This is a genomic window from uncultured Subdoligranulum sp. (assembly GCF_963931595.1).
GTDB lineage: Bacteria > Bacillota > Clostridia > Oscillospirales > Ruminococcaceae > Gemmiger.
The window spans coordinates 1870430-1892392 of record NZ_OZ007030.1 but is presented as its reverse complement, the minus strand read 5'-3'; the positions used below and the strand labels follow the sequence as shown (position 1 = coordinate 1892392).

The 21963-nt window shown below is 63.7% G+C and carries 21 protein-coding genes; all 21 read left to right on the top strand.

The genetic code is table 11. From position 1 onward, the window contains the following. Window positions 1-76 precede the first annotated feature (76 nt). Window positions 77-1195 carry an FAD-dependent oxidoreductase gene (locus tag ABGT73_RS09175; RefSeq protein ID WP_346669473.1) on the top strand — a complete coding sequence of 373 codons (1119 nt, stop codon included), beginning with the start codon at window positions 77-79 and terminating at the stop codon, window positions 1193-1195. Then, a complete protein-coding gene (locus ABGT73_RS09170; protein ID WP_346669472.1) occupies window positions 1192-2106 on the top strand; it encodes a glycosyltransferase in 915 nt (304 codons plus the stop codon). The genes ABGT73_RS09175 and ABGT73_RS09170 overlap by 4 nt, the downstream gene beginning before the upstream one ends. Continuing rightward, window positions 2103-3791: a hypothetical protein gene (locus ABGT73_RS09165; protein WP_346669471.1), complete on the top strand. Its 1689-nt coding sequence runs from the start codon at window positions 2103-2105 to the stop codon at window positions 3789-3791. Before ABGT73_RS09170 ends, ABGT73_RS09165 begins: the two co-directional genes overlap by 4 nt. After that, on the top strand, window positions 3788-5014 hold the full coding sequence (locus ABGT73_RS09160; RefSeq protein WP_346669470.1) for an NAD(P)/FAD-dependent oxidoreductase: 1227 nt from the start codon (window positions 3788-3790) through the stop codon (window positions 5012-5014). The genes ABGT73_RS09165 and ABGT73_RS09160 overlap by 4 nt, the downstream gene beginning before the upstream one ends. Before the next feature lie 52 nt (window positions 5015-5066). After that, entirely contained in the window at window positions 5067-5729 is a 663-nt protein-coding gene (gene cmk, locus ABGT73_RS09155) for a (d)CMP kinase (RefSeq protein WP_346669469.1), read from the top strand. Window positions 5730-5744: 15 nt separating this feature from the next. Beyond that, window positions 5745-6455, top strand: coding sequence for a lysophospholipid acyltransferase family protein (locus ABGT73_RS09150; RefSeq protein ID WP_346669468.1), 711 nt, complete (start codon window positions 5745-5747; stop codon window positions 6453-6455). 22 nt (window positions 6456-6477) lie between these two features. Further along, window positions 6478-8397: a bifunctional 4-hydroxy-3-methylbut-2-enyl diphosphate reductase/30S ribosomal protein S1 gene (locus ABGT73_RS09145; RefSeq protein WP_346669467.1), complete on the top strand. Its 1920-nt coding sequence runs from the start codon at window positions 6478-6480 to the stop codon at window positions 8395-8397. Window positions 8398-8470: 73 nt separating this feature from the next. Continuing rightward, complete coding sequence (locus tag ABGT73_RS09140) at window positions 8471-8920, top strand: GtrA family protein (RefSeq protein ID WP_346669466.1); 450 nt, start codon at window positions 8471-8473, stop codon at window positions 8918-8920. 97 nt (window positions 8921-9017) lie between these two features. Further along, on the top strand, window positions 9018-9176 hold the full coding sequence (locus ABGT73_RS09135) for a hypothetical protein (RefSeq protein WP_346669465.1): 159 nt from the start codon (window positions 9018-9020) through the stop codon (window positions 9174-9176). A gap of 17 nt (window positions 9177-9193) precedes the next feature. Next, complete coding sequence (gene deoC / locus ABGT73_RS09130; RefSeq protein ID WP_346670322.1) at window positions 9194-9847, top strand: deoxyribose-phosphate aldolase; 654 nt, start codon at window positions 9194-9196, stop codon at window positions 9845-9847. 102 nt (window positions 9848-9949) lie between these two features. Then, complete coding sequence (locus ABGT73_RS09125) at window positions 9950-10717, top strand: ZIP family metal transporter (RefSeq protein WP_346669464.1); 768 nt, start codon at window positions 9950-9952, stop codon at window positions 10715-10717. 55 nt (window positions 10718-10772) lie between these two features. After that, entirely contained in the window at window positions 10773-12074 is a 1302-nt protein-coding gene (locus ABGT73_RS09120) for a hypothetical protein (protein ID WP_346669463.1), read from the top strand. A 16-nt stretch (window positions 12075-12090) separates the two neighbouring features. Then, the gene (locus ABGT73_RS09115) at window positions 12091-12792 is read left to right on the top strand and encodes a response regulator transcription factor (protein WP_346669462.1); all 702 of its coding nucleotides are present in this window, start codon (window positions 12091-12093) and stop codon (window positions 12790-12792) included. Between the two features lie 54 nt (window positions 12793-12846). After that, complete coding sequence (locus ABGT73_RS09110) at window positions 12847-14295, top strand: HAMP domain-containing sensor histidine kinase (RefSeq protein WP_346669461.1); 1449 nt, start codon at window positions 12847-12849, stop codon at window positions 14293-14295. Between the two features lie 22 nt (window positions 14296-14317). Further along, on the top strand, window positions 14318-15244 hold the full coding sequence (locus tag ABGT73_RS09105; protein ID WP_346669460.1) for a DUF1385 domain-containing protein: 927 nt from the start codon (window positions 14318-14320) through the stop codon (window positions 15242-15244). Continuing rightward, on the top strand, window positions 15241-16095 hold the full coding sequence (gene prmC / locus ABGT73_RS09100; RefSeq protein WP_346669459.1) for a peptide chain release factor N(5)-glutamine methyltransferase: 855 nt from the start codon (window positions 15241-15243) through the stop codon (window positions 16093-16095). Before ABGT73_RS09105 ends, prmC begins: the two co-directional genes overlap by 4 nt. Window positions 16096-16191: 96 nt before the next feature. Further along, complete coding sequence (recA, locus tag ABGT73_RS09095) at window positions 16192-17370, top strand: recombinase RecA (RefSeq protein ID WP_346669458.1); 1179 nt, start codon at window positions 16192-16194, stop codon at window positions 17368-17370. After that, a complete protein-coding gene (locus tag ABGT73_RS09090) occupies window positions 17370-17987 on the top strand; it encodes a regulatory protein RecX (protein ID WP_346669457.1) in 618 nt (205 codons plus the stop codon). Before recA ends, ABGT73_RS09090 begins: the two co-directional genes overlap by 1 nt. A 56-nt stretch (window positions 17988-18043) precedes the next feature. Next, window positions 18044-19384 carry a 30S ribosomal protein S12 methylthiotransferase RimO gene (gene rimO, locus ABGT73_RS09085; RefSeq protein WP_346669456.1) on the top strand — a complete coding sequence of 447 codons (1341 nt, stop codon included), beginning with the start codon at window positions 18044-18046 and terminating at the stop codon, window positions 19382-19384. A gap of 3 nt (window positions 19385-19387) precedes the next feature. Then, entirely contained in the window at window positions 19388-19963 is a 576-nt protein-coding gene (pgsA, locus tag ABGT73_RS09080) for a CDP-diacylglycerol--glycerol-3-phosphate 3-phosphatidyltransferase (RefSeq protein ID WP_346669455.1), read from the top strand. Between the two features lie 18 nt (window positions 19964-19981). Next, window positions 19982-21928, top strand: coding sequence for a hypothetical protein (locus tag ABGT73_RS09075; protein ID WP_346669454.1), 1947 nt, complete (start codon window positions 19982-19984; stop codon window positions 21926-21928). Window positions 21929-21963 lie beyond the last annotated feature (35 nt).

Sequence of the window (21963 nt, the reverse complement as noted above, 5' to 3'; positions counted from 1 at the left end):
ACCCTACCCGGACGGAACTGCTACCGGTTGTTCTGCGTCGGATCCCCAAAGGTCCGCGCAGCGGAAAGGATCTTGCATGACCTACGATAAGATCATCCTGGGCGCCGGCCTCTACGGCCTGTACGCGGCGCAGAAATGCGGCGCTGCCGGCCAGCGGGTGCTGGTGCTGGAGCGGGACCCCGCACCCTTCATGCGGGCCACCTACATCAACCAGGCCCGTGTGCACATGGGATATCACTATCCCCGCAGCTACTCCACGGCCATCAAGAGCGCCCACTATTTTCAGCGCTTCTGCCGGGACTACGGCTTCTGCCTGCACACCGAGTTTGACCAGATCTACGCCACCAGCGCCCACTTCTCCTGGACCAACGCGGAGGCCTTCCGCCGGTTCTGCGCCGCGGCGGGTATCCGCTGCGATGACGTGGCCCCCACCAAATACTTCAACCCCGGCCTCTGTGACGGCGCCTTCCTGACCACCGAGTACACCTACGACGCCCAGGTGCTGAAAAAATGGTTTCTGGAACAGCTGGCGAAGCTGCCCAACGTGGAAGTGGTGTACAGCCACAAGCCGGAACGCATCCAGCAGGCCGGTTCGGTGTGGCGGGTGACGGCGGGGGAGATCACCGCCGAGGCGCCCTATCTGCTCAACGCCACCTATGCGGGGGTCAACGATGTGCACGCCATGCTGGGGCTGCCGCCCTTCCAGATCAAGTACGAAAAGTGCGAGATCATCCTCTGCACGGCGGACGAGCGGCTGAAGCACACCGGCATCACCGTGATGGACGGGCCCTTTTTCAGCCTGATGCCCTTCGGGCAGACGGGGCTGCACAGCCTGACCAGCGTGACCTTCACCCCCCACGAGACCAGCTATGATAGTGTGGCCACCTTCCCCTGCCAGCAGCAGAGCGGCGGCCGCTGTGGGCCGGGCAACCTCTATAACTGTAACGAGTGCCCGGCCAAGCCGGTGAGCGCCTGGCCCTACATGAGCCAGCTGGCCCGGAAATACCTGAAAGAGGAATACGGTTTTGCCTACCACAGCAGCCTGTTCAGCATGAAGCCCATCCTGAAGGCCAGCGAGATCGACGACTCCCGGCCCACGGTGATCCGGGTGATGAGCGAGGAGCCCAAACTGGTCAGTGTGCTGTCTGGCAAGATCAACACGGTATACGATTTGGACGAGGTGCTGGAACTGTGAATACCAAAGAGAAAAACTTCATTTCAGCTGTCGTCTATCTGCACAACGACGGCGCCCGGGCCGCGGAATTCTGCCGTGCGGTGGCCGCGGAACTGGACGCCCACTTTGCCCAGTATGAGCTGATCGCGGTGGACGACGCCTGCAGCGACGACACGGTGGAAAGCCTGCGCGCCTGGGGCAAGGAACAGGCCGCACCGCTGACCATCGTGCACATGAGCCTCTACCATGGGCTGGAAAACGCCATGAACGCCGGGCTGGATGCGGCCATCGGCGACTATGTCTATGAATTTGACTCCACCGGGATGCCCTACCCGGTCAGCTGCATCTTCGAGGCCTACCGCACGGCGCTGCAGGGCAACGACATCGTGTCGGTCTGCCCGCGCGCCACCCGCAGCGGCGCCAGCCGCCTCTTCTACAAAATTTTCAACGCCAACTCCCATTCGCCCTACCGGCTGCGCACCGATGCCTTCCGGCTGGTCAGCCGTCGGGCCATCAATCGGGTGCACGCCACCAGCGCTCACCTGCCCTACCGTAAGGCGGCCTATGCGGCTTCCGGTCTCAAAATGGCCGATCTGGTGTTTGACGGCCGGATGACCGAAAAGCATCCCGGCCGGTTCCGGCTGGCCCTGGACAGCCTGGCCCTCTACACCGACGCGGGCTTCAGGGCCAGCATGGGCATTACGCTGTGCATGCTGGTGCTGGCGCTGGCCGAACTGCTGTATACCCTGGTGATCTTCTTCACCGGCCACCCGGTGGCCGGCTGGACCACCACCATGTTCGTCATCACGGTGGGGTTTGCCGGTCTGTTCGCCGTGCTGACCATCGTGGTCAAGTATCTCTCCCTGCTGCTGGACCTGACCTTCCAACAGCAGAAATACCTTGTGGAAAGCATCGAGAAGCTGCAAAAATGAAGAAACGACCCCTGCAACTGAGCCCCCGCGCCTTCTGGCTGTGCGTCGCACTGCTGGTGTGTTTGCGCTGCACACTCACCGGCTTTCAGCAGGCATATACTTGGGTGGGCGGCGCCCCGCTGGACGATGAACTGATGTTCCGCGCGGCCAACGCCGTCTCGGCAGGGGAGTGGCTGGGTTCCTACGACTATCTCACCCTCTCCAAGGCCATGTTCTTCCCGGTGTGGGCGGCATTGCTTCATGCGCTGCACCTGCCCTACCTGGTGGCGGGGGCAGGGCTGTGGTGCGCCGCGTCGCTGCTGGCGGCCTTCGCCTTTTCGCCGCTGTGGCGCCAAAAACAGGCGGCCCGCCTCTATACGCTGGCCTTGTTTGCGTTGCTGGCCTTCCTGCCTTCCAGCTGGGCGGCCTACACGCTGCGGGTCTACCGGGACAACATCTTCCCGGCCCTCTGCCTGGGATTCTTTGCCGGCATGGCGGGGGCGGCACTGCGGATGGTACGGCCCGCCGATGAAAAGATCCGCCTCTGGCCCTGGCTGCTGGCAGCCGGGGTGGGGCTGGGCTGCGCCTATCTGGACCGGGAGGACGCCGGGTTGTTCCTGCTGCCCTTTTCGGTGGCGGCCACCCTTATCATGCTGGTGGTGCTGGTCCGCGCCCGCCGGTGGCGCAGCTGCCTGGGACAGTTGCTGCCCTACGGAGTGCTGGCCGCGGCGGTGCTCTCCTTCTGTACCCTCAATTACAGCCACTACGGGGTGTTTGCTCTCTCGGACTTCTCGGAGGGGTCCTTTGCGGCGGCCATGGGCGCCATGATGCGGGTGGATACCGACAGCGAGGAACCGCTGCTCTCGGTGCCCGCCGATGCCCGGGCCAGAATCTACGAGGCGGTGCCGGAGCTGGAACCGCTAGCCTACTGGCTGGAGGAAGACCCCCAGATGCAGAACGATTTCCGTGACCCCCAGCTGGACGACTACCGGGCGGGCAGCTTTTACTGGGCCATCCGCCGCGCCGCCCAGTATGAGGGCATCTACGACACACCCCAGAAGGCGGCAGCCTACTGGCAGCAGGTGGCCGATGCCATCAACGCGGCCTGCGACGACGGCACGCTGCCCAGCCGCACCGGCCGTCGGGCGGCCACCAGCCAGCCCATCAAGGCGTCCTACGTGGCGCCCACCCTGGCCGAGACGGTGCGCGGCATCGTCCATGTGGTGACCTTTGCGGACTGCGCCCCTTACGAGACGCTGCGGTCCATCGGCACCGAGGAGGATATCGCCCGGTGGTCGGACTACCTGCACTGCGGCTTCAACAATGCTGCCGAGGCGGGCAAGGACACCCCCTACTACGGCCCCTGGCAGAAGCTGGCCTTTGCCTGCATGGAGGCCATCGCCTGGGTCTACCGGGCGCTGCTGTGGCTGGCGCTGCTGGCGGGACTGGTCTGCCATTTCGGGGCGCTGCCCCGGGTGCTGCACGACCCCGCTGCCCACAAAGTGATGCCCTGGCTGCTGCTTCTGGGCATCCTGGGCATAGCGCTGCTGCGCTGCGCCATGATTGCCTTTGTGGAGGTTTCCAGCTTCGGCATCGGCACCAGCACCATGTATCTGGCCACGGTGCATCCGCTGTTTTTGCTCTATGCCTTTGTGTCGGTGGCGGCGTGGGGCAGACCCCACCGGGGAAAGGAGATCACTGCATGACCGATCTGTTGATCATCGGGGGCGGTGCTGCCGGCCTGATGGCGGCGGGGGCTGCCTGTGCCCGCGGGCTGCGGGTCACCGTGCTGGAACACAACCCCAAAGGCCCCGGCCAGAAACTGCTCATCACCGGCAAGGGCCGCTGCAACGTCACCAGCGACAGCGACGTGCGGGAATTTTTACCCTACGTGCGCCACAACGGGCGGTTCCTCTATTCCAGTCTCTACGCCTTTCCGCCGGCGGCCACTATGGAGCTGTTTGAATCCCTGGGCGTGCCCCTCAAGACCGAGCGGGGACGCCGGGTCTTTCCGCAAAGTGACCGGGCGGCCGACATTCTGGCGGCGCTGCGCAGCTACGCCCGGGACGCCGAATTCCTGCGGGGCAGCGCCAGAAAGCTGCTGATGGAGGACGGCGTCTGCAAGGGCGCAGTGACCGACCGCGGCCAGACCCTGACGGCATCGGCCACGCTGATCGCCACCGGCGGCATCAGCTACCCGGTCACCGGCAGCGACGGCAGCGGTTACCGCCTGGCCGAACAGGCGGGGCACACCATTGTGCCGCCCCAGCCCAGCCTGTGCAGCCTGGTCAGCCCCGACCCGGCCTGCCGCAAGATGATGGGCCTCTCGCTGCGCAACGTGAAACTGACGCTGCTCTGTGACGGCAAACCACTGTTCTCCGAGCAGGGGGAAGCGCTGTTCACCCACTTCGGCCTGTCGGGGCCGCTGGTGCTGTCGGCCAGCACCTATATCGAGGACCTGGCCCGGCATCGGTATGTCTGCGAGTTTGACCTCAAACCGGCGCTGGACGAAAAGACACTCTACGACCGCCTCACCCGGGACTTTGCCGCCCTGGGCGGCCACAGTGCCCAGGGGGCGCTGGAAAAGCTGCTGCCCCACTCCATGCGGCCCGTGGCGGTGGAAAAGTGGGGCGTGGACCCCACTACCCGGGCGGCCCAGATCACCAAAGAGCAGAAACAGGCGCTGGTGCATCTGTGCAAGCACTGGGCGGTGCCCGTCTCCGCCCTGGGCGACCGGGAACACGCCGTGGTCACGGCGGGCGGCGTGGACGTGCGGGAAGTGGACCCCAAAACCATGGCCAGCAAGTGCTGTGCCGGGCTGTACTTCGCCGGAGAGGTGCTGGACGTGGATGCCCGCACCGGCGGCTACAACCTGCAGATCGCCTGGTCCACGGCCCAGGCGGCGGTGCGCGCCGTGGCGGCTGAATAAGATGTGATACCGGGCGTTGGGCCCGTCAAGAATAGAATATGAGGTGTTTTCCATGATTTCTGTTGCCATCGACGGTCCCTCGGGGGCCGGCAAGTCCAGCCTGGCCAAACGGCTGGCCGCGGACCTGGGGTATGTCTATGTGGATACCGGCGCCATGTACCGCGCCATCGGCCTGTACGCCACGCGGCAGGGGGCTGACCTGCACAGCGCGGAGGCGGTGGCGGCGCTGCTGCCCGCCATCACGCTGGATATCCGCCTGGAGGACGGCACACAGCACGTCTACCTGAACGGGGAGGACGTGAGCGAGGCCATCCGCGCCGAGGCCATCGGCATGGCGGCGTCGGCGGTGTCGGCGCTGCCGCCGGTGCGGGCCTTCCTGCTGGACACCCAGCGCAGCCTGGCCGCCAACCAGAACGTGCTGATGGACGGCCGGGATATCGGCACGGTGGTGCTGCCCGATGCCACCGTGAAGATCTTCCTGACCGCCAGTGCCGAGGCCCGGGCCCAGCGCCGCCGCAAGGAGCTGGAGGAAAAGGGGCAGCCCGCCGACTATGAGACGGTGCTGGCCGACATCCGCCAGCGGGATTACCAGGACACCCACCGGGAGATCGCGCCGCTGAAGCAGGCGGAGGACGCCATTCTGGTGGACACCAGCGACATTGATTTCGACCAGAGTTTTGCGCTGCTCAAGCGCACGATCCTCGAACACATCTGAATTGGGAGGCCGCACATGCTGCTGTATTGGATCATTCTGCCCATCGTCTGGGTGCTTGCGCGGTTTGTCTGGCGCATCGAGGTCATCGGCCTGGAACACTACAAGGCCGTGCACGACGGCCGTGCCTTTGTGATCGCCTCCAACCATATCGCCAATCTGGACCCGGTGTTCATTGCCATTGCCGTCATGGACTGGCGCCGCATGTGCGTGCTCGCCAAGGAGGAACTCTTCGTGAATCCCTTCATCGGCTGGTTCCTGCGCTGCATGGGGGCGGTGTCCATCGAGCGGGGCAAGGGCGATACCGCCACCATTGACCGGGTCACCTCGGCCTGCCGCCGCGGTACCGGCGTGCTGATTTTCCCCGAAGGTACCCGCACAAAAAACGGAAAACTGGGCATACTCAAGAGTGGAGCCTTCGTCATTGCCGCCTCGGCGGGGGCTGATATGCTGCCCTGCCGCATCATCTACCACACCAGGGACGGCAAACTGCGGCCCTTCTGCCGCATCCGGGTGGTGTTCGGCCCGGCCATTCCCGCCGCCGAGCTGCAGATCACCGATGCCGGCCACAAGGTCACGGCGCTGCGCCACATGAAGAGCAAACTGAAGACGGCGCTGGAAACGCTGCTGGAGGAAAATGCCTTCGAGCCCTATCCCGGGCAGGAACCGGCCGCCCCGGCCGATTCCGTAAAGCCGCTGACCCAGGGCGACGGACCCGCCGCTTCCTGAAGATTGCACAAGGAGTCACTGTATGAAAGTCATCCGAGCCAAGACGGCCGGTTTCTGCTTCGGCGTGGACCGGGCCGTGAAACTGACCTATGATCTGCTGGCGGAAGGCCGCCGCGTGGCCACGCTGGGCCCGCTGATCCACAATCCCCAGGTGGTGCAGGACCTGGAAGCCAGGGGCGCCCTGACCTGCGACAGGGTGGAGGATGTGCCCGACGGGTACGAGGTCATCATCCGAAGTCACGGTGTGCCGCAAAATGTGTATGATAAAATAAGCACACGTGGCCTGGCGTATCACGACGCCACCTGCCCGTTTGTAGCAAAAATCCATAAATTGGCCGCAGAGGCGGGCAAAAAAGGTGCGCTTCTGCTGGTGGCGGGGGATGCGAATCACCCCGAAGTGCAGGGAATTGTGGGCCATGCGACAGGATCCGTGCGGGTTTTTGCCAATCTGGAGGAGCTGCAAAATTTGCTGCCCGAGCTTTTGCAACAAGAATCCATTCACGTGGTGGCGCAGACCACCTTCCGTGTCGAAAGTTGGGAAAGCTGCAAAGCTTTTTTAAAAAAAGAGTGTACAAAAGCCGAAATTTTTGATACAATATGTAACGCAACGTGGGCGAGGCAACAGGAAGCGGAAGACCTCAGCCAGAAATGCGATCGTATGGTCGTCATTGGTGGTCATCATTCTTCCAATACCCAAAAGCTGTTACAGGTCGCTGCCAGGCATACCACCGCCATCAACGTCGAGACTGCTGATGAACTCGACCCTGCATGGCTGGCCGGTGCCGAAACGGTGGGCGTGACGGCCGGGGCTTCAACGCCTTCGTCTATAATTGAGGAGGTACTTAACAGTATGAGTGAAGAGATCCGTGACGACATGAGTTTTGAGGAGATGCTCGCCGCATCCGAAGCAAAACCCCTGTATGCAGGTAAGATCGTAAAAGCCAAGGTCATCAGCGTTTCCCCGACGGAATGTGTCGTCGGCATCGATGGCTCCAAGCACACCGGCGTTGTGACGCTGCGTGAGATGAGCCATGACCCCAACGCCAAGATGGAAGACCTTGTTAAGGTAGATGACGAGCTGGATCTGGTGGTTGTGAAGACCAACGACCAGGAAGGCGTGGATACTCTGTCCCGTGTCCGTTTCGAGGCCCAGAAGGGCATGAAGGATGTCGCCGAGGCTGCCGAGAACGGCACCGTCATGGAAGGCGATGTCATGGAAGCCAACAAGGGTGGCGTGGTTGTCAACGTGAAGGGCGTGCGCGTCTTCGTGCCCCGTTCTCAGGCCACCATGCGCCGTGACGAGGACTACACCAAGCTGGTGGGCCAGCATGTCAAGCTGGTCATCACCGAGTGTGCCGGCCGCAAGATCGTGGGCAGCATCAACAAGGTGACCGCAGAGGCCAACAAGGCCAAGCGCGAGGAATTCTGGGCCAACGTCGAGGTCGGCAAGAAGTACAAGGGCGTTGTCAAGAGCCTGACTTCCTACGGCGCCTTCGTGGACATCGGCGGTGTGGACGGCCTGTGCCACATCAGCGAGCTGAGCTGGTCCAACATCAAGCATCCCTCTGAGGTTGTCAACGTGGGCGACGAGATCGAAGTCTACGTCAAGAGCTACGATCCCGAGAACCAGAAGGTCTCCCTGGGCTACAAGAAGGAAGAGGACAATCCTTGGGTCAAGCTGGAGAACGAAGTGCCCGTTGGCACCGAGTTCACCGCTCCGGTGGTTTCCATCACCAAGTTTGGTGCCTTTGTCCGCATCATGCCGGGCATCGATGGTCTCGTGCACATCAGCGAGATCAGCAACGAGCGCGTCAACAAGGTTTCCGATGTGCTGAAGGTGGGCGACGAGGTCCGCGTCAAGCTGATCAACGTCGACTTCGACCGCAAGCGCATCAGCCTGTCCATGAAGGCTTGCCTGAACGAGGACGAGAGCGCCGAATAATCTTTCCTAGCAACCGTAAGGGGGCCTGCCTGTCAGTACAGGCAGGCCCTTTTTGTTGACAAAAAGTGACATTATGCAAAAAATCAGAGATTTCATCACCAAATACTACGAAGGGCTGGCCTACCTGTTCTTCGGCGGTGTGGCCACGCTGCTGAACCTGGTGCTGTTTGCGCTCTTCCAGGCGCTGTTCGGTACCGGCTTTGCCGCCGGCATCGGCAACGTGCTGGACAATGTGATTTGTATCCTCTTCGCCTACTGGACCAACCATACCTTCGTCTTCCGCAGCGAAAACCGCGGCAAGGCGGCGCTGGCGGAGTTCGGGCAGTTTGTGTCCTGCCGCATCGCCACCATGATCATGGACCAGTGCATCATCTGGATCGGCGTTTCGCTGGTGGGGCCCCACGTGGCCTTCGCCGTGGACAACGGCCAGCTGTGGGCGATGGGCGTCAAGCTGTTCAGCCAGGTCATCGTCATCCTCTCCAATTATGTGTTCAGCAAACTGTTCATCTTCAAGAAGAAGTGAAGCCGCCCGCTGTGCGGCGTCGCAAGGGTTGGAACCGCTGCCGGGATCCCCGGCGCCGGTTGATTGAATTTTACCATTCCCAAAGGAGGCAACTGCCATGAACAAGAAAGTGCGCGGTCACGGATTCCGTCTGGTGGGGCTGATCCTGGGCATCATCGGTGCCTCGGTCGGCATCACGTCCATCGTCTTTTCTGCGCTGGGCCTGCATCAGGCGCGCCTGTGCAAACACTGCTCGAAAGGAGACAACTTCCGTTGAAATACACCAAGGAATATATGCTGAGCAAGGTGGACCACACCCTGCTCAAGCCCGAAGCCACCTGGCCCCAGATCCAGACCCTCTGCGATGAGGCCATCGCCAACCACTGCGCGTCGGTCTGCATCAACACCTGCTACGTGAAGCAGGCGGTGGAGTATATGGCCGGCCGGGTGCCGGTGTGCTGCGTGGTGGGCTTCCCCCTGGGCGCCATGGACACCCGCAGCAAGGCCTTTGAGGCCAGGACCGCTGTGGAGAACGGCGCGTCCGAGGTGGACATGGTCATCAACATCGGCTGGCTGAAGAACAAGCAGTACGATGATGTGCGCGCCGACATCGCGGCCGTCAAGGCGGCGGTGGGGGACAAGGTGCTGAAGGTCATCATCGAGACCTGCCTGCTCACCGACGAGGAAAAGATCAAGATGTGCGACATCGTGCCCGAGGCCGGTGCCGACTTCATCAAGACTTCCACCGGTTTCTCCACCGGCGGTGCCACCTTCCACGATGTGCAGCTCTTTGCCGAGCACGTCAAGGGCCGCTGCAAGATCAAGGCGGCGGGCGGCATCTCCACTGTGGAGGATATCGAGAAGTTCCTCGACCTGGGCGCCGACCGCCTGGGCACCTCCCGCGCCGTCAAGCTGCTGACCACCGGTGAGTCCGGCAGCGGCTACTGATCCGGTCCAATCGCCTTTCTGCGCCCGCTTCCGGCGGGCGCATTTTGTATAGCACCCGGCTCCCTTGCATAGGTTTGAAAAAACCGCAAGGGGGCTTTTTCTATGCATCCGCTGCTGCTCACCACGCTGGCCGGGCTGTCCACCGGCCTGGGCGGCCTCATCGCCGCGCTGTTCCGTCCCGGGGAAAAACTGCTGTCCGTCAGCGCCGGCTTTGCGGGGGGCGTCATGCTGGCGGCTTCCCTGGCCGACCTGGTGCCCGGGGCGCTGTCCTTCTACGGTGCCTACCTGCCGCCCATGGGCTGCGGGGCGGCGCTGCTGACACTGCTGGGGGCCGGCATGGTGCTGGCGGCCCTGCTGGGCAGGCTGCTGCCCGACGAGACCGATCTGGCGGTGCGGCTGGCCGGGGACCCGGCGCGCACGGAGGCCCTGCGCAGCGCAATGCTCGTCGGCACCGCCCTGCTGCTGCACAACTTCCCCGAGGGGGTGCTGACCCTGTTTGCCGGCACCGCCGACCCGGCCCTGGGGCTGCACACCACGCTGGCCATCGCCCTGCATAACATCCCCGAAGGACTGGCGGTAGCGGTCCCCTTTGCCTTTGCGCTGCACAGCCGGGCCCGGGGTGCCCTGGCCGCACTGATCTCCGGCCTGGCGGAACCGGCGGGGGCACTGTTGGCGTTGCTTTTCCTGGGGCGGTGGTTTACACCGGGCTTTCTCAACGGTACGGTGGTGCTGGTGGCAGGGGTCATGCTTTGGGTGGCGCTGGCGCAGCTGCTGCCTGCGGCCCTGACCGGCCCTCAACGCAAAACCGGTGTGCTGGGCATGGCGGCAGGAGTGCTGCTGATGCTGCTGGGCATTGCGGCCTTGCCCTGAATGTGTTATACTATATGCTGTATCAATGTTGAAAAAATGCCGGGAGGGATGCCGCGTGAAGAGCCGAATCGTTGCCCTTGCGCTGGGCCTTCTGCTGCTCAGCGGCTGCAGCGCCTCCAACGATGTGGAGACCCTGCTGCGGGCACCCCAGCTCTCCGGCGAGACCGCAGCGGTGCAGAAGGCGCTGAACAGCTATCTGGGCGTCAGCGCCACGCTGAAATATCCCGCCAGCGGCGATTTCCTTTCCCCCTTTGCCTTCGGCGACTGGGACGGCGACGGCACCCAGGAGGCGGCGGTGCTCTATACCGAGGCGGCCACCGGGGCCAATGTCTTTCTGGCGGTGCTGGAGCCCACCGGGGAGGACAGCTGGCAGGTCAGCCGCACGGTGGAGGGCCTTTCCAGCGAGGTGGAGACCTTCTCGGCGGCCCATCTGCGGGACGCCCGGAGCCAGCAGATCCTGGCCGGGTACGGCAGTGCCCAGGGCGACCGCTACCTGGTGGTATACGAATACGACGGCACCGAGCTCTCCACCATCATCAGCAACCGCTACAGCGAGATGGTGCTGGGGGACTTCACCGGCAAGGGGGACACCCAGGACCTGGTGCTTGCGCTGCCCACCGATACCGAGTTCGGCGGCGTGACGCTGCAGCTGTTGACCAACGTGGACGGGGAGTTCCGCTCCTACCAGACGCTGAACCTGGGGGAGGGCTCCTACAGCGGCTGTGCGGCGCTGAGCGCCGGGCAGGGCCGGGACGACGCCATGTACCTGGTGATGGATGCCTGGTCGGGCAACAACAGCCTGGTGTCGGACATCATCCTCTATGACGGGGAGACAGGCTTCCTGCAGCCCTACCATCCGCCGGGGCTCAGCGACCCCCAGCGCAGCACGCTGCGCTACCACACCGAGCTGCTCAGCCGGGACATTGACGACAACGGCACGGTGGACATCCCGGTGGAGGTGGACGACGGCGGCAACCTGCAGTCCCCCATGGACAAGAGCCTGGTCTTTCTGTTGTGGAAAGACTACGCGGGGGCCGACGGCGGGCACAGCCATTTCGGCATCTATGACACCAAGAACAACTTCTATATGTCTTTGCCGGAATCCATGCATGGCAGCATCCTGATCCGCAGCAATCCCAGCGGGACAGGCTGGCTGATCTGCAACAGCGACGGCACCACCGTCTACTGCGAGATGCGGGTGGTGGACCCGGCGGAGGAGACCGACAACGGCACGGCAGTCTACGAGCGCATCGCCAACATCGGCAGCCAGCAGCTGCAGGCGCGGATCGTGACACCCTATTACGGACTCAGTATCGACTCCATCACCAGCAGCACGGTTCTGCTGGGACTGGAATGAGGAAGGGGAACCCAGTATGAAACGAGTATTGGTCGTGGAAGACGAGGCCAGCATCCGGGAGATGGTGGCCCTCAACCTGAAGATGGCGGGCTGGGAAGTGCTGGAAGCCCCCAGTGCCGAGCGGGCGCTGGAACTCATGCACAAGAGCGAGCCCTGTGACGCGGCGCTGCTGGACATCATGCTGCCCGGCATGGACGGGCTGAGCCTTTGCGAGACCATCCGCCGGGATGACAACGATATCGGCATCATCATTGTGTCGGCCAAGGGGCAGGAGAGCGACAAGATCCGCGGCCTGTCCATCGGCGCCGACGATTATATCACCAAGCCCTTCTCGGTGTCCGAGCTGGTGGCGCGGCTGGAGGCGCTGACCCGCCGCATCAAGCGTGGTGCCTCCTCCGCCAAGGCGGCCGAGGAACCCGAGCAGCTGGTCAGCGGCCCCTTTGTGCTGGACGAGAAGAGCCGGGTGCTCTACAAGGCCGGCAAGCCCATCGACCTGACCCAGGTGGAGTTCCAGATCATGGAACTGTTTTTCCGCAACCCGGCCACGGCCCTGGTGCGGGAGAAAATCCTGGAAGGGGTCTGGGGCGAGAACTATTTCGGCGATGTGAAGATCGTGGATGTCAACATCCGCCGTCTGCGGATGAAGATCGAGGATGAACCCAGCAATCCGCAGCACATCCTGACCGTATGGGGATACGGCTACCGCTGGAATCCCTGATAGACCGGCGGATCATAACAACGGGCACGGCGGTGCCGGAAAGGGGAACGGGCGATGGCAAAGACCAGCATCATCCAGCGCTGGATCAAGGGCAGTCTGCTCATCATGGTGCTGGTGCTGTTCGCGGCCGAAGCGATCTTCCTCTACAACAGCTACCGGGAACTGTACGGCGGGGTGCAGCGCGCCATTGAAAACCGCTTCTCCACCATTGCGGGCCGTCTGCAGGCCACCGGCACGGCGGGGGACAGCCTGGAAACGGCGGAAAGCCGCGGACAGGCGCTGCGCCGCACGGTGGAACAGTTCGAGGAAAAGGACAAATTTGAATTCATGCTGCTGGACGCCCAGGGGGTCATCCTGTCCACCAGCAGCGGCACCATGACCCAGGACCTGACCAACGGGACGGACTTTGCCCAGGCTCTCACCTCGTCCAGCGGCATGGGCCATACCATCTTCACCACCCCCCAGGGCGAGCGGGTCATGGCGGTCACCGCCCTGGTGCCCTACGCGGCGGGCAACATTGCCGCCATGCGGATGGTCACCAGTCTGACGCTGGTGGACCGGCAGTGGGGACGGTATGTGGTGGCCTCGGCGGGCATCGGTGCGCTGGCTTTTCTGCTCATGCTGTGGAGCGGGCTGTTCTTTGTGCGCTCCATTGTGCGGCCGCTGGGGGAGGTGGAGGCCACCGCCACCCGCATTGCCCGGGGAGATCTCCAGGCCCGGCTGCCGGACACCAAGTACAACGACGAGATCGGACGGCTGTGCGGCACCATCAACCAGATGGCGGAGGACCTGGCCGAGACCGACCGTCTGAAAAACGAGTTCATCTCCTCGGTGAGCCACGAACTGCGCACGCCGCTGACCTCCATCAAGGGCTGGGTGGAAACCATCGAGAACATCCATGACCCCACCGACGAGAACTATCGCCGGGGCCTGGCCATCATCGGCACCGAGACCGACCGCCTGTACACCATGGTGGAGGAACTGCTGGACTTCTCCCGTTTGCAGAACGGCATCCAGCTCCACTGCGAGGTGCTGGACCTGGTGGCGGAGGCCACCGACGCGGCGCTCTTTGTGGAGGCGCGCATCCAGCAGGAGGGGCTGCAGTTCGTCTACGAGGAACCGCCCGAACCCTACCCGGTATGGGCCGACCCGGCCCGGCTGCGGCAGGTCTTCGTCAATATCTTTGACAACGCCATCAAGTACTCCGATCCCGGCGGGACGATCTTCCTGACCATCTCCCGCACGGCGGAGACGGTGACGGCGGCCATCCGGGACCAGGGCCGGGGTATCGCCCCGGAGGACCTGGACAAGGTCAAGCAAAAATTTTTCAAAGCCAAAAATGCGGTGCGCGGATCGGGCATCGGCCTGGCGGTGGTGGACGAGATCGTCCAGGCGCTGGGCGGCAAGGTGGATATTGCCTCCACCCTGGGGCAGGGCACGACGGTGAGCATCACGCTGCCGGTCTACCACCCCGGGCAGGAGCACCTCCACGAAACGATCTGATCAGCACCCAGAAGGAGACAGTATGTCCAAGGAATTTCGTACTTCCGTCGGCGGCCAGGCCCTGATGGAAGGCATCATGATGCGCGGCCCCGAGAAAATCTGCTGCGCGGTGCGCCGTCCCGACGGCACCATCGACCTGAGCTACGACACGGTGCACACCCACTGGTACAACAAGGTGCCGCTGGTGCGGGGCGTCTGCAACATGGTGGAAAACCTCTACAAGGGGTACCAGTACCTCATGCACGCCGCCGACATCGCCCTGGCAGAGGAGGAGGAAACCGCTCCGTCCGGGCTGGACAAGTGGCTGGAAGACCGCCTTGGCCCCGCCGCCCAGAATGTCCTCATGGGTCTGGCGGTGGTGGTGGGCGTGGCGCTGGCCCTCTTCCTGTTCACCTTCCTGCCCACCTTCCTCACCGGCCTGGTCAGCCAGGCGGTGCCCATGGGCCGCTGGCCGCGGGTCATCCTGGAAGGTGTGCTCAAGATGGCCATCTTCCTGGGCTACATGTTCCTCTGCACCCGCTACAAGGAAATGCACCGCGTCTTTGAGTATCACGGCGCCGAGCACAAGACCATTGCCTGCTACGAGGCGGGCCTGCCCCTGACGGTGGAGAACATCCGCAAGCAGAGCCGGTTCCACCCCCGCTGCGGCACCAGTTTCATGATTCTGGTGATCATCATCAGCATCTTCCTCTATGCCGTGCTGCCCTGGACCAGCACCGGGCTGCGCATCGTCTACAAACTGTGCATGTTCCCGCTGCTGGTGGGCATTGCCTACGAGGTGCTCAAGTGGGCCGGCCGGTCGGACAGCCTGCTGGCGCACATTGTTTCCCAGCCGGGCCTCTGGATGCAGCGGCTGACCACCTTTGAACCCGACGATTCCATGATCGAGATCGCCATCGCGGCCGTCACCCCGGTGCTGCCGGAAAACCGGGAGGATGGACGCTGGTGAACGCTGCATTTCAGTCCCTCTGTGCCCGGCTGCAGGCGGCCGGCGTGCCCGACGCCCGATTCGATGCAGCCCAGCTCTACCGCTTTGTCACCCGGCGGGACCCCCGCCTGGACGACGGCCCCACCGAGGCCGAGGCCGCCCGCCTGGATGTGCTGGCGGCCCGCCGCGCTGCGCGGGAGCCGCTGCAGTATCTTTTGGGCGAGTGGGATTTTCTGGACTTTACCCTCAAGGTGGGCCCGGGGGTGCTCTGTCCCCGGGCGGACAGCGAGATCGTCTGCGAGACCGCCATCGAACTGCTGCGGGGCATACCCGACCCGGTGGTGTTGGACCTCTGTGCCGGCACCGGCTGTCTGGGACTGGGGGTGGCCCGGGCCTACCCCGAAGCGCGGGTCACCTGCGTGGAAAAAAGCGGCGAGGCCTGGCGGTATCTGCAGGCCAATACCCAGGGCACCACGGTGGGGACTGTGCAGGCGGATGTCTTTGCCTGGTATAAGACGCTGCAGCCCGGTTCTGTGGATCTGATCGTATCCAACCCGCCCTACCTGACGGCCGCCGAGATGCACGCCCTGATGCCGGAGACCGCCCACGAGCCTGCCATGGCGCTGGACGGCGGCACCGACGGGCTGGACTTTTACCGGCTGCTCTGTGCCCGGTACGGCGCGGCATTGCGGCCGGGGGGCTGGCTGGTGCTGGAGATCGGCTGCGCCCAGGCGGCGCAGGTGCTGGCCCTGGGAGAACAGTACGGCTGGCAGAACGGCCGCTGCCGCAAGGACTACGGCGGCAACGACCGGGTGGTGGTTTTGCAGAAACCCGAAAAAAACGGGGAAAAGTCCCTGAAATCGGACTGCTAATGTACAACATATAGTTGTAATTTTGGCCCGAATCGTATATAATAGAGGCAAACGCGAAAGATAACAGCGATTGCAACAGATAAAGGAGACAGCAAGATGGCAGCGAAGAAAGATACAACTCCCAAGAGCGCCGGTCCGGCCGCAGACAAGAAGGCCGCGCTGGAGACGGCCCTGGCCCAGATCGAGAAACAGTTCGGCAAGGGCGCCGTCATGAAGCTGGGCGCCAATGTGACGATGCAGGTGGACGCGATCCCCACCGGCAGCCTGGGCCTGGACCTGGCGCTGGGCATCGGCGGTCTGCCGCGCGGCCGTATCATCGAAATCTACGGACCGGAATCCTCCGGTAAGACGACGCTGGCCCTCCACGCGCTGGCCGAAGCCCAGAAGATGGGCGGCGAAGTGGCCTTCATCGACGTGGAACACGCCCTGGACCCGGCCTATGCCGCGGCCCTGGGGGTGGACATCGACAGTCTGCTGGTGAGCCAGCCCGACACCGGTGAGCAGGCCATGGAGATCTGCGAGGCGCTGGTGCGCTCCGGCGCCATCGACGCGGTGGTCGTGGACTCGGTGGCCGCCATGGTGCCCCGGGCCGAGATCGAGGGCGAGATGGGCGACAGCCACGTGGGCCTGCAGGCCCGTCTGATGAGCCAGGCCCTGCGCAAGCTCACCGGCGTCATCGGCAAGACCAACACGGTCTGCATCTTCATCAACCAGCTGCGCGAGAAGGTGGGCGTGGTCTACGGCAACCCAGAAGTGACCACCGGCGGCCGTGCGCTGAAATACTATTCCAGCGTGCGCATCGACGTGCGCCGCATCGAGGGCCTGAAGGATTCCACCGGTGCCTTCATCGGCAACCGTACCCGGGCCAAGATCGTCAAGAACAAGGTGGCGCCGCCCTTCCGTGAGGCGGAGTTTGACATCATGTTCGGCGAGGGCATCTCCAAGCTGGGCGAGATCCTGGATCTGGGCGTCAAGCTGGGCATCGTCCAGAAGAGCGGTGCCTGGTTCAACTACGGCGAGATGCGCCTGGGCCAGGGCCGGGACAACGCCAAACAGTTCCTCAAGGAACACCCCGAAGTGTCCGACGAGATCGAGAAGATCGTCCGCGCCAACGCCGACCGTCTGCTGGCCGCCGGCAAGAAGGGGGCCGTCAAGCCGCTGGACCCCAGTGAGCTGGTCAAGCCGGTGACGGCTGCCGAAGCGCCCACCGCCGCGGCCCCCGCTGCCAAGACCACCGGCAGTGAGGTGGACCTGGATATCATGGTGGACGAATAATGCCCCGGCTGACCCAGATCAAGGAGACGAAAAAGGGGCGGCTGGCCCTGTTTCTGGACGGCGAGTTTGTCTTTTCCCTGGACGAGGACACCTTCGCCCGGGCCAACCTGCACGAGGGGGACGACCTGGAACCCTGGCAGGTGGAGGAGCTGCGCAAACAGAGCGATACCCGCCGCGCGCTGGACAAGGCGATGGACTACCTGTCGCTGCGGGACCATGCGTCGGGGGAGCTCTACCAGAAACTCTGCCGCAAATTCGATGAACACAGCGCCGCCTATGCGGTGGCCCGGGCCGGGGAACTGGGCCTGCTGGACGATGCAGGCTTTGCCCGGCGCCGCGCCGCCGAACTGCTGCGCAAGCGCAAATCCCGGCGGGAGATCCTGCGGGATCTGGCCGCCAAGGGCATCGACCGGGACACCGCCGCCCAGGCGGTGGAAGCACTGTACGATATCGGACCGGAGGGCGAGGACCCCGAGCTGGCCACCGCCCGGGCGCTGGTGGAGCGGCAATATGCCGCCAAGCTGGCGGCCGGCAAGCGGGAACAGGTGGCGGCCGCATTGGCCCGGCGGGGCTTTTCCCACGCCGTCATCCGGGAAGTGCTTGCCCGGGACGACTGAACCTTTCCGTCTGCCCACCGGCAGACGCATTACATTATACCAATAAGGACGTACCTATGAAGATTGCCATCATTTCTCTCGGCTGCCCGAAAAACCAGGTGGACGCCGACGTTTTCTGCCATGCGCTGCTCAAGGAGGGCCACACCACGGTGGCGGACCCCGCCGAAGCGGATGTCATCATCGTGAACACCTGCGGGTTCATCGAGTCCGCCAAGGCCGAGGCTATCGAGAACATCCTCATGGCCTGCCAGTACAAGGAGCAGAACCCCGACTTGAAGGTCATCGTGACCGGCTGCCTGGCCGAGCGGTACAAGCAGCAGATCGTGCAGGAGATCCCCGAGGTGGATGCCGTCATCGGCATCGGCTCCAACGCGGCCATTCCCGCCATTGTGGCCCGGGTCTGTGCGGCGGGTGCCGGACAGGTGGAAAGCTACGGACCCAAGAGCGACATGCCGCTGGGCGGTGCCCGGGTGATTTCCACGCCGCGGCACTACGCCTACCTGAAGATCGCCGAGGGCTGCAACAACTGCTGCTACTACTGCGCCATCCCGCTGATCCGAGGCCCGCTGCGCAGCCGTCCCATCGAGGACTGCGTGGCCGAGGCCCGCTGGCTGGCGGGGGAGGGGGTACGGGAACTGATCCTCGTGGCCCAGGACCCCACCGCCTACGGGGAGGACTGGGGCAAGCCCGGCGCCGTCTGTGAGCTGCTGGACCGTCTGCAGCAGATCGACGGCATCCGCTGGATCCGCATTCTCTACGCCTACCCCGAGCGCATCAGCGATGCCTTCATCGCCGCCATGGTGCGCAACACCAAAGTGGTGCCCTACCTGGACCTGCCCATCCAGCACTGCGACGACGCCGTGCTCAAGGCGATGAACCGCCGCGGCGGCCGCGCCGAGATCGAGGACGCCATTGCCCGGCTGCGCAAAGCCATTCCCGGCATCACGCTGCGCACCACCCTCATCGCGGGCTTCCCCGGCGAGACCGAGGAGCAGTACGCCGAGCTCTGCGATTTCGTCAAGACCATGCGGTTTGACCGGCTGGGCTGCTTTGCCTACTCGGCGGAGGAGAACACGGTGGCTGCCAAAATGGACGGCCAGATCGACGAGGAGACCAAGCAGCGCCGCGCCGACCACATCATGGAACTGCAGGCGGAGGTCAGCGCCGACCGGGAGAAGGAAAAGGTGGGCCAGACGCTGGAATGCATCTGCGACGGTGTGGACGACGAGACCGGCATGTACCTGCTGCGGTCCAAGGCGGACTGCCCCGAGATCGACGGCAACGTGCTGACCCCGGCCGATACGCCGCTGGAGGCCGGCGCGTTCTACAACGTGACGATCACCGACGCCGATACTTACGACCTCTACGGCTACGTGGAGGAAAAACTGGAGGACTGAGCCATGAATCTGCCCAATAAACTGACGATGCTGCGCGTCATTCTGGTGCCTGTCTTTATGGTGTTCGCGGCGTTCAGCCGCTATGGCACCGCCGAATACAACCAGGTCTTCATGCTGGTGGCGGGCATCGTCTTTGCGGTGGCCAGCATCACCGACTTCCTGGATGGATACATTGCCCGCAAGTACCACCTGGTCACCGACTTCGGAAAGTTCATGGACCCCTTGGCCGACAAGTGCCTGACCACCGCCGCCTTCATCTACATGGTGGCCGACGGCATCTGCTCGCCGGTGGTGCTGGCGGTCATTCTGTTCCGGGAATTTGCGGTGGCCGGCGTGCGGATGATCGCCGCCGAGTCGGGCACCGTCATTGCCGCCAATATGTGGGGCAAGGTCAAGACGGTGCTCCAGATGCTTACCATCCTGTTCTACTACTTTGCCGCCGCACTGGGCGGCTCCGCCGACATCATGGGCGTGGGCCTCATCACCCAGGTGCTCTGCTGGCTGGTGGCTGCCGCCACAGTGCTGTCCGGCGGCATCTATCTGTGGCAGAACCGCAGCTGCTTCATGCAGGCTAAATAACAACGGGGGACTACTGCTTTGCCAAAATTTTCGCCCCGCGCAAAAGTACAGCAGTATTTTGCCAGAATGACCCGCCCCGAGCGGGCCGTTCTGGCTTTGGTGTGTCTTTTTGCCGTTAAATTCCTTTTCAGCACAGCGGCTCACTTCCTGCCGGTGCTGCAGACCGTGGATGCCCTGGGCAGCGGCCGGCACCCGGTGGATGTGTGGCTGCTGCTGCTCTGCTGCACGGCGGTGCTGGGCACCTTCTGCCTCTACCGCCGCGCGCTGCGTGCCGCGGGCGCCCGCCTGACCCGGTTTGACGGGGTCCTGCTGGCAGTCTGCTGCCTGCTCAGCGCCGCCTTCTATCTCCACGCCATGGTGGGCCGCCAGAGCCTCTATCTCTGGGACAACGCCACCTACTATAATCTGCAGGTCCGGCTGGAATCCAACTTCGCGGACGGCGTCTTCATGGGGGTGGGCTCCACCATCTACAAGACCTGGTTCAACGACTACGCCCCCTTCGTCATCAACATCCTGCTGGAACCCTTCTTCATGTTCACGGCCCGCACCGCCAACACCTTCGCCATCCTCTGCGCGCTGCTGATTCCCTCGCTGGTGTATTTCAGCGCTCTGGTGTTCCTTCTGGTGCTGCGCCGCCAGCTGGCGCCCCGGGCACCCCGGCTCTTCACAGTGCTGGGCATGGCTTTTGTGCTGCTCATGCCGCTGGTGCATGTGGCGCTCTACCGCGGTATGCCCGACCTGCTGGGCGTGGCTTTCGCCTTTATGCTCATGGCGCTGCTCACCGGCTACGATTTCGACCATCCTGCCCCCGCCCGGCTGGTGAGCCTGACCACCTTCACGGGTCTTCTGATCCTGACCCGCCGCAGCTATATGTTCACGGTGGCGACCATCTTCCTGTTTTACGGCGTCCGGGCGCTGGCATTGGCGCTGCGCGGACGGAACAAAGGCGCCCTGGTGCGGTTTGTGCAGTTCGCGGTGGTGTCGGTGCTCTGCGTCGGGCTGCCGCTGGCCCCCATGTTCTGGCGCATCGTCCGGGCGGATTACAGCGACCGCTATGCCACCTACCAGACCGGCGGCTTCCTGTCGGAGCTGGGCAACCAGCGGGTCTACCTGGGGTATTTCCTGTTGGCCGTGCTGCTGATCGGCGTTCTGTACGGATTGTATAAAAAATCGACAAGATTCCTGTCTGTACTCTCTCTGGCCGGCGCGGTCCTCACGGTGGCGCTGGTCACCCGGGTGCAGAATATGGACGACCACCAGTCGCTGGCGGTGGCGCCCTTCTATCTGCTGGGCTTTTTCCTCTGCGCGCTGGCGGTGGCCGATCTGCGCCCCCGGCTGCTGCGGGCGGTGCCCGCGGCGGTACTGGGGGGCATGTGCGTGCTGAACTTCGGCGCCTGCAGCCAGCTGCTGCCGCCGCTGTGGTTCCCCACTGAAGTGTACAGCGGCCTTTACTTCTATGTGGACAACGTCCGGGAGGACATGGCCGGCATCGATGCGGTCAACGACTGGCTGCGGCAGAATTGCAGCGGGGAAAACTCCGCCTATATGATCTGCCACGGCGTGGTGTACAGTGCCGATGTCTTCCGGGCGGCGGCCCTGCCCGACGAGAGCATCCGCACGATTCTGGCCTACGGGGCGGTGAACCCCGGCAACGACGCCTTCCCCAGGGAACTCTTCACGTCCCATGCGGTGCTGACCTGCACACCCTTTGATCCCAGCAACCATACCGAGAAGATCAACAATGCCTTCCTGGAAAACCAGGAGAAGTATCAGCCCTTTGAGGTGGCCGCCACCTTCGATATGGGCAACGGCTACACCATCACGGCCTACGTCCGGGTGAAGGCGCCCACGGTGGAGGAGCTGGACACCTACCGCCGCTGGCTGGCCGAGGAGGACGCCCAGTTCCCCTACAATTTCAGCGCCGTGTGGGACCAGCTGGAAACGGAGTTTGCAAATAACGGCTGAAGGCTTGCAACCGCGCCCCGCGGCGGCTATAATAG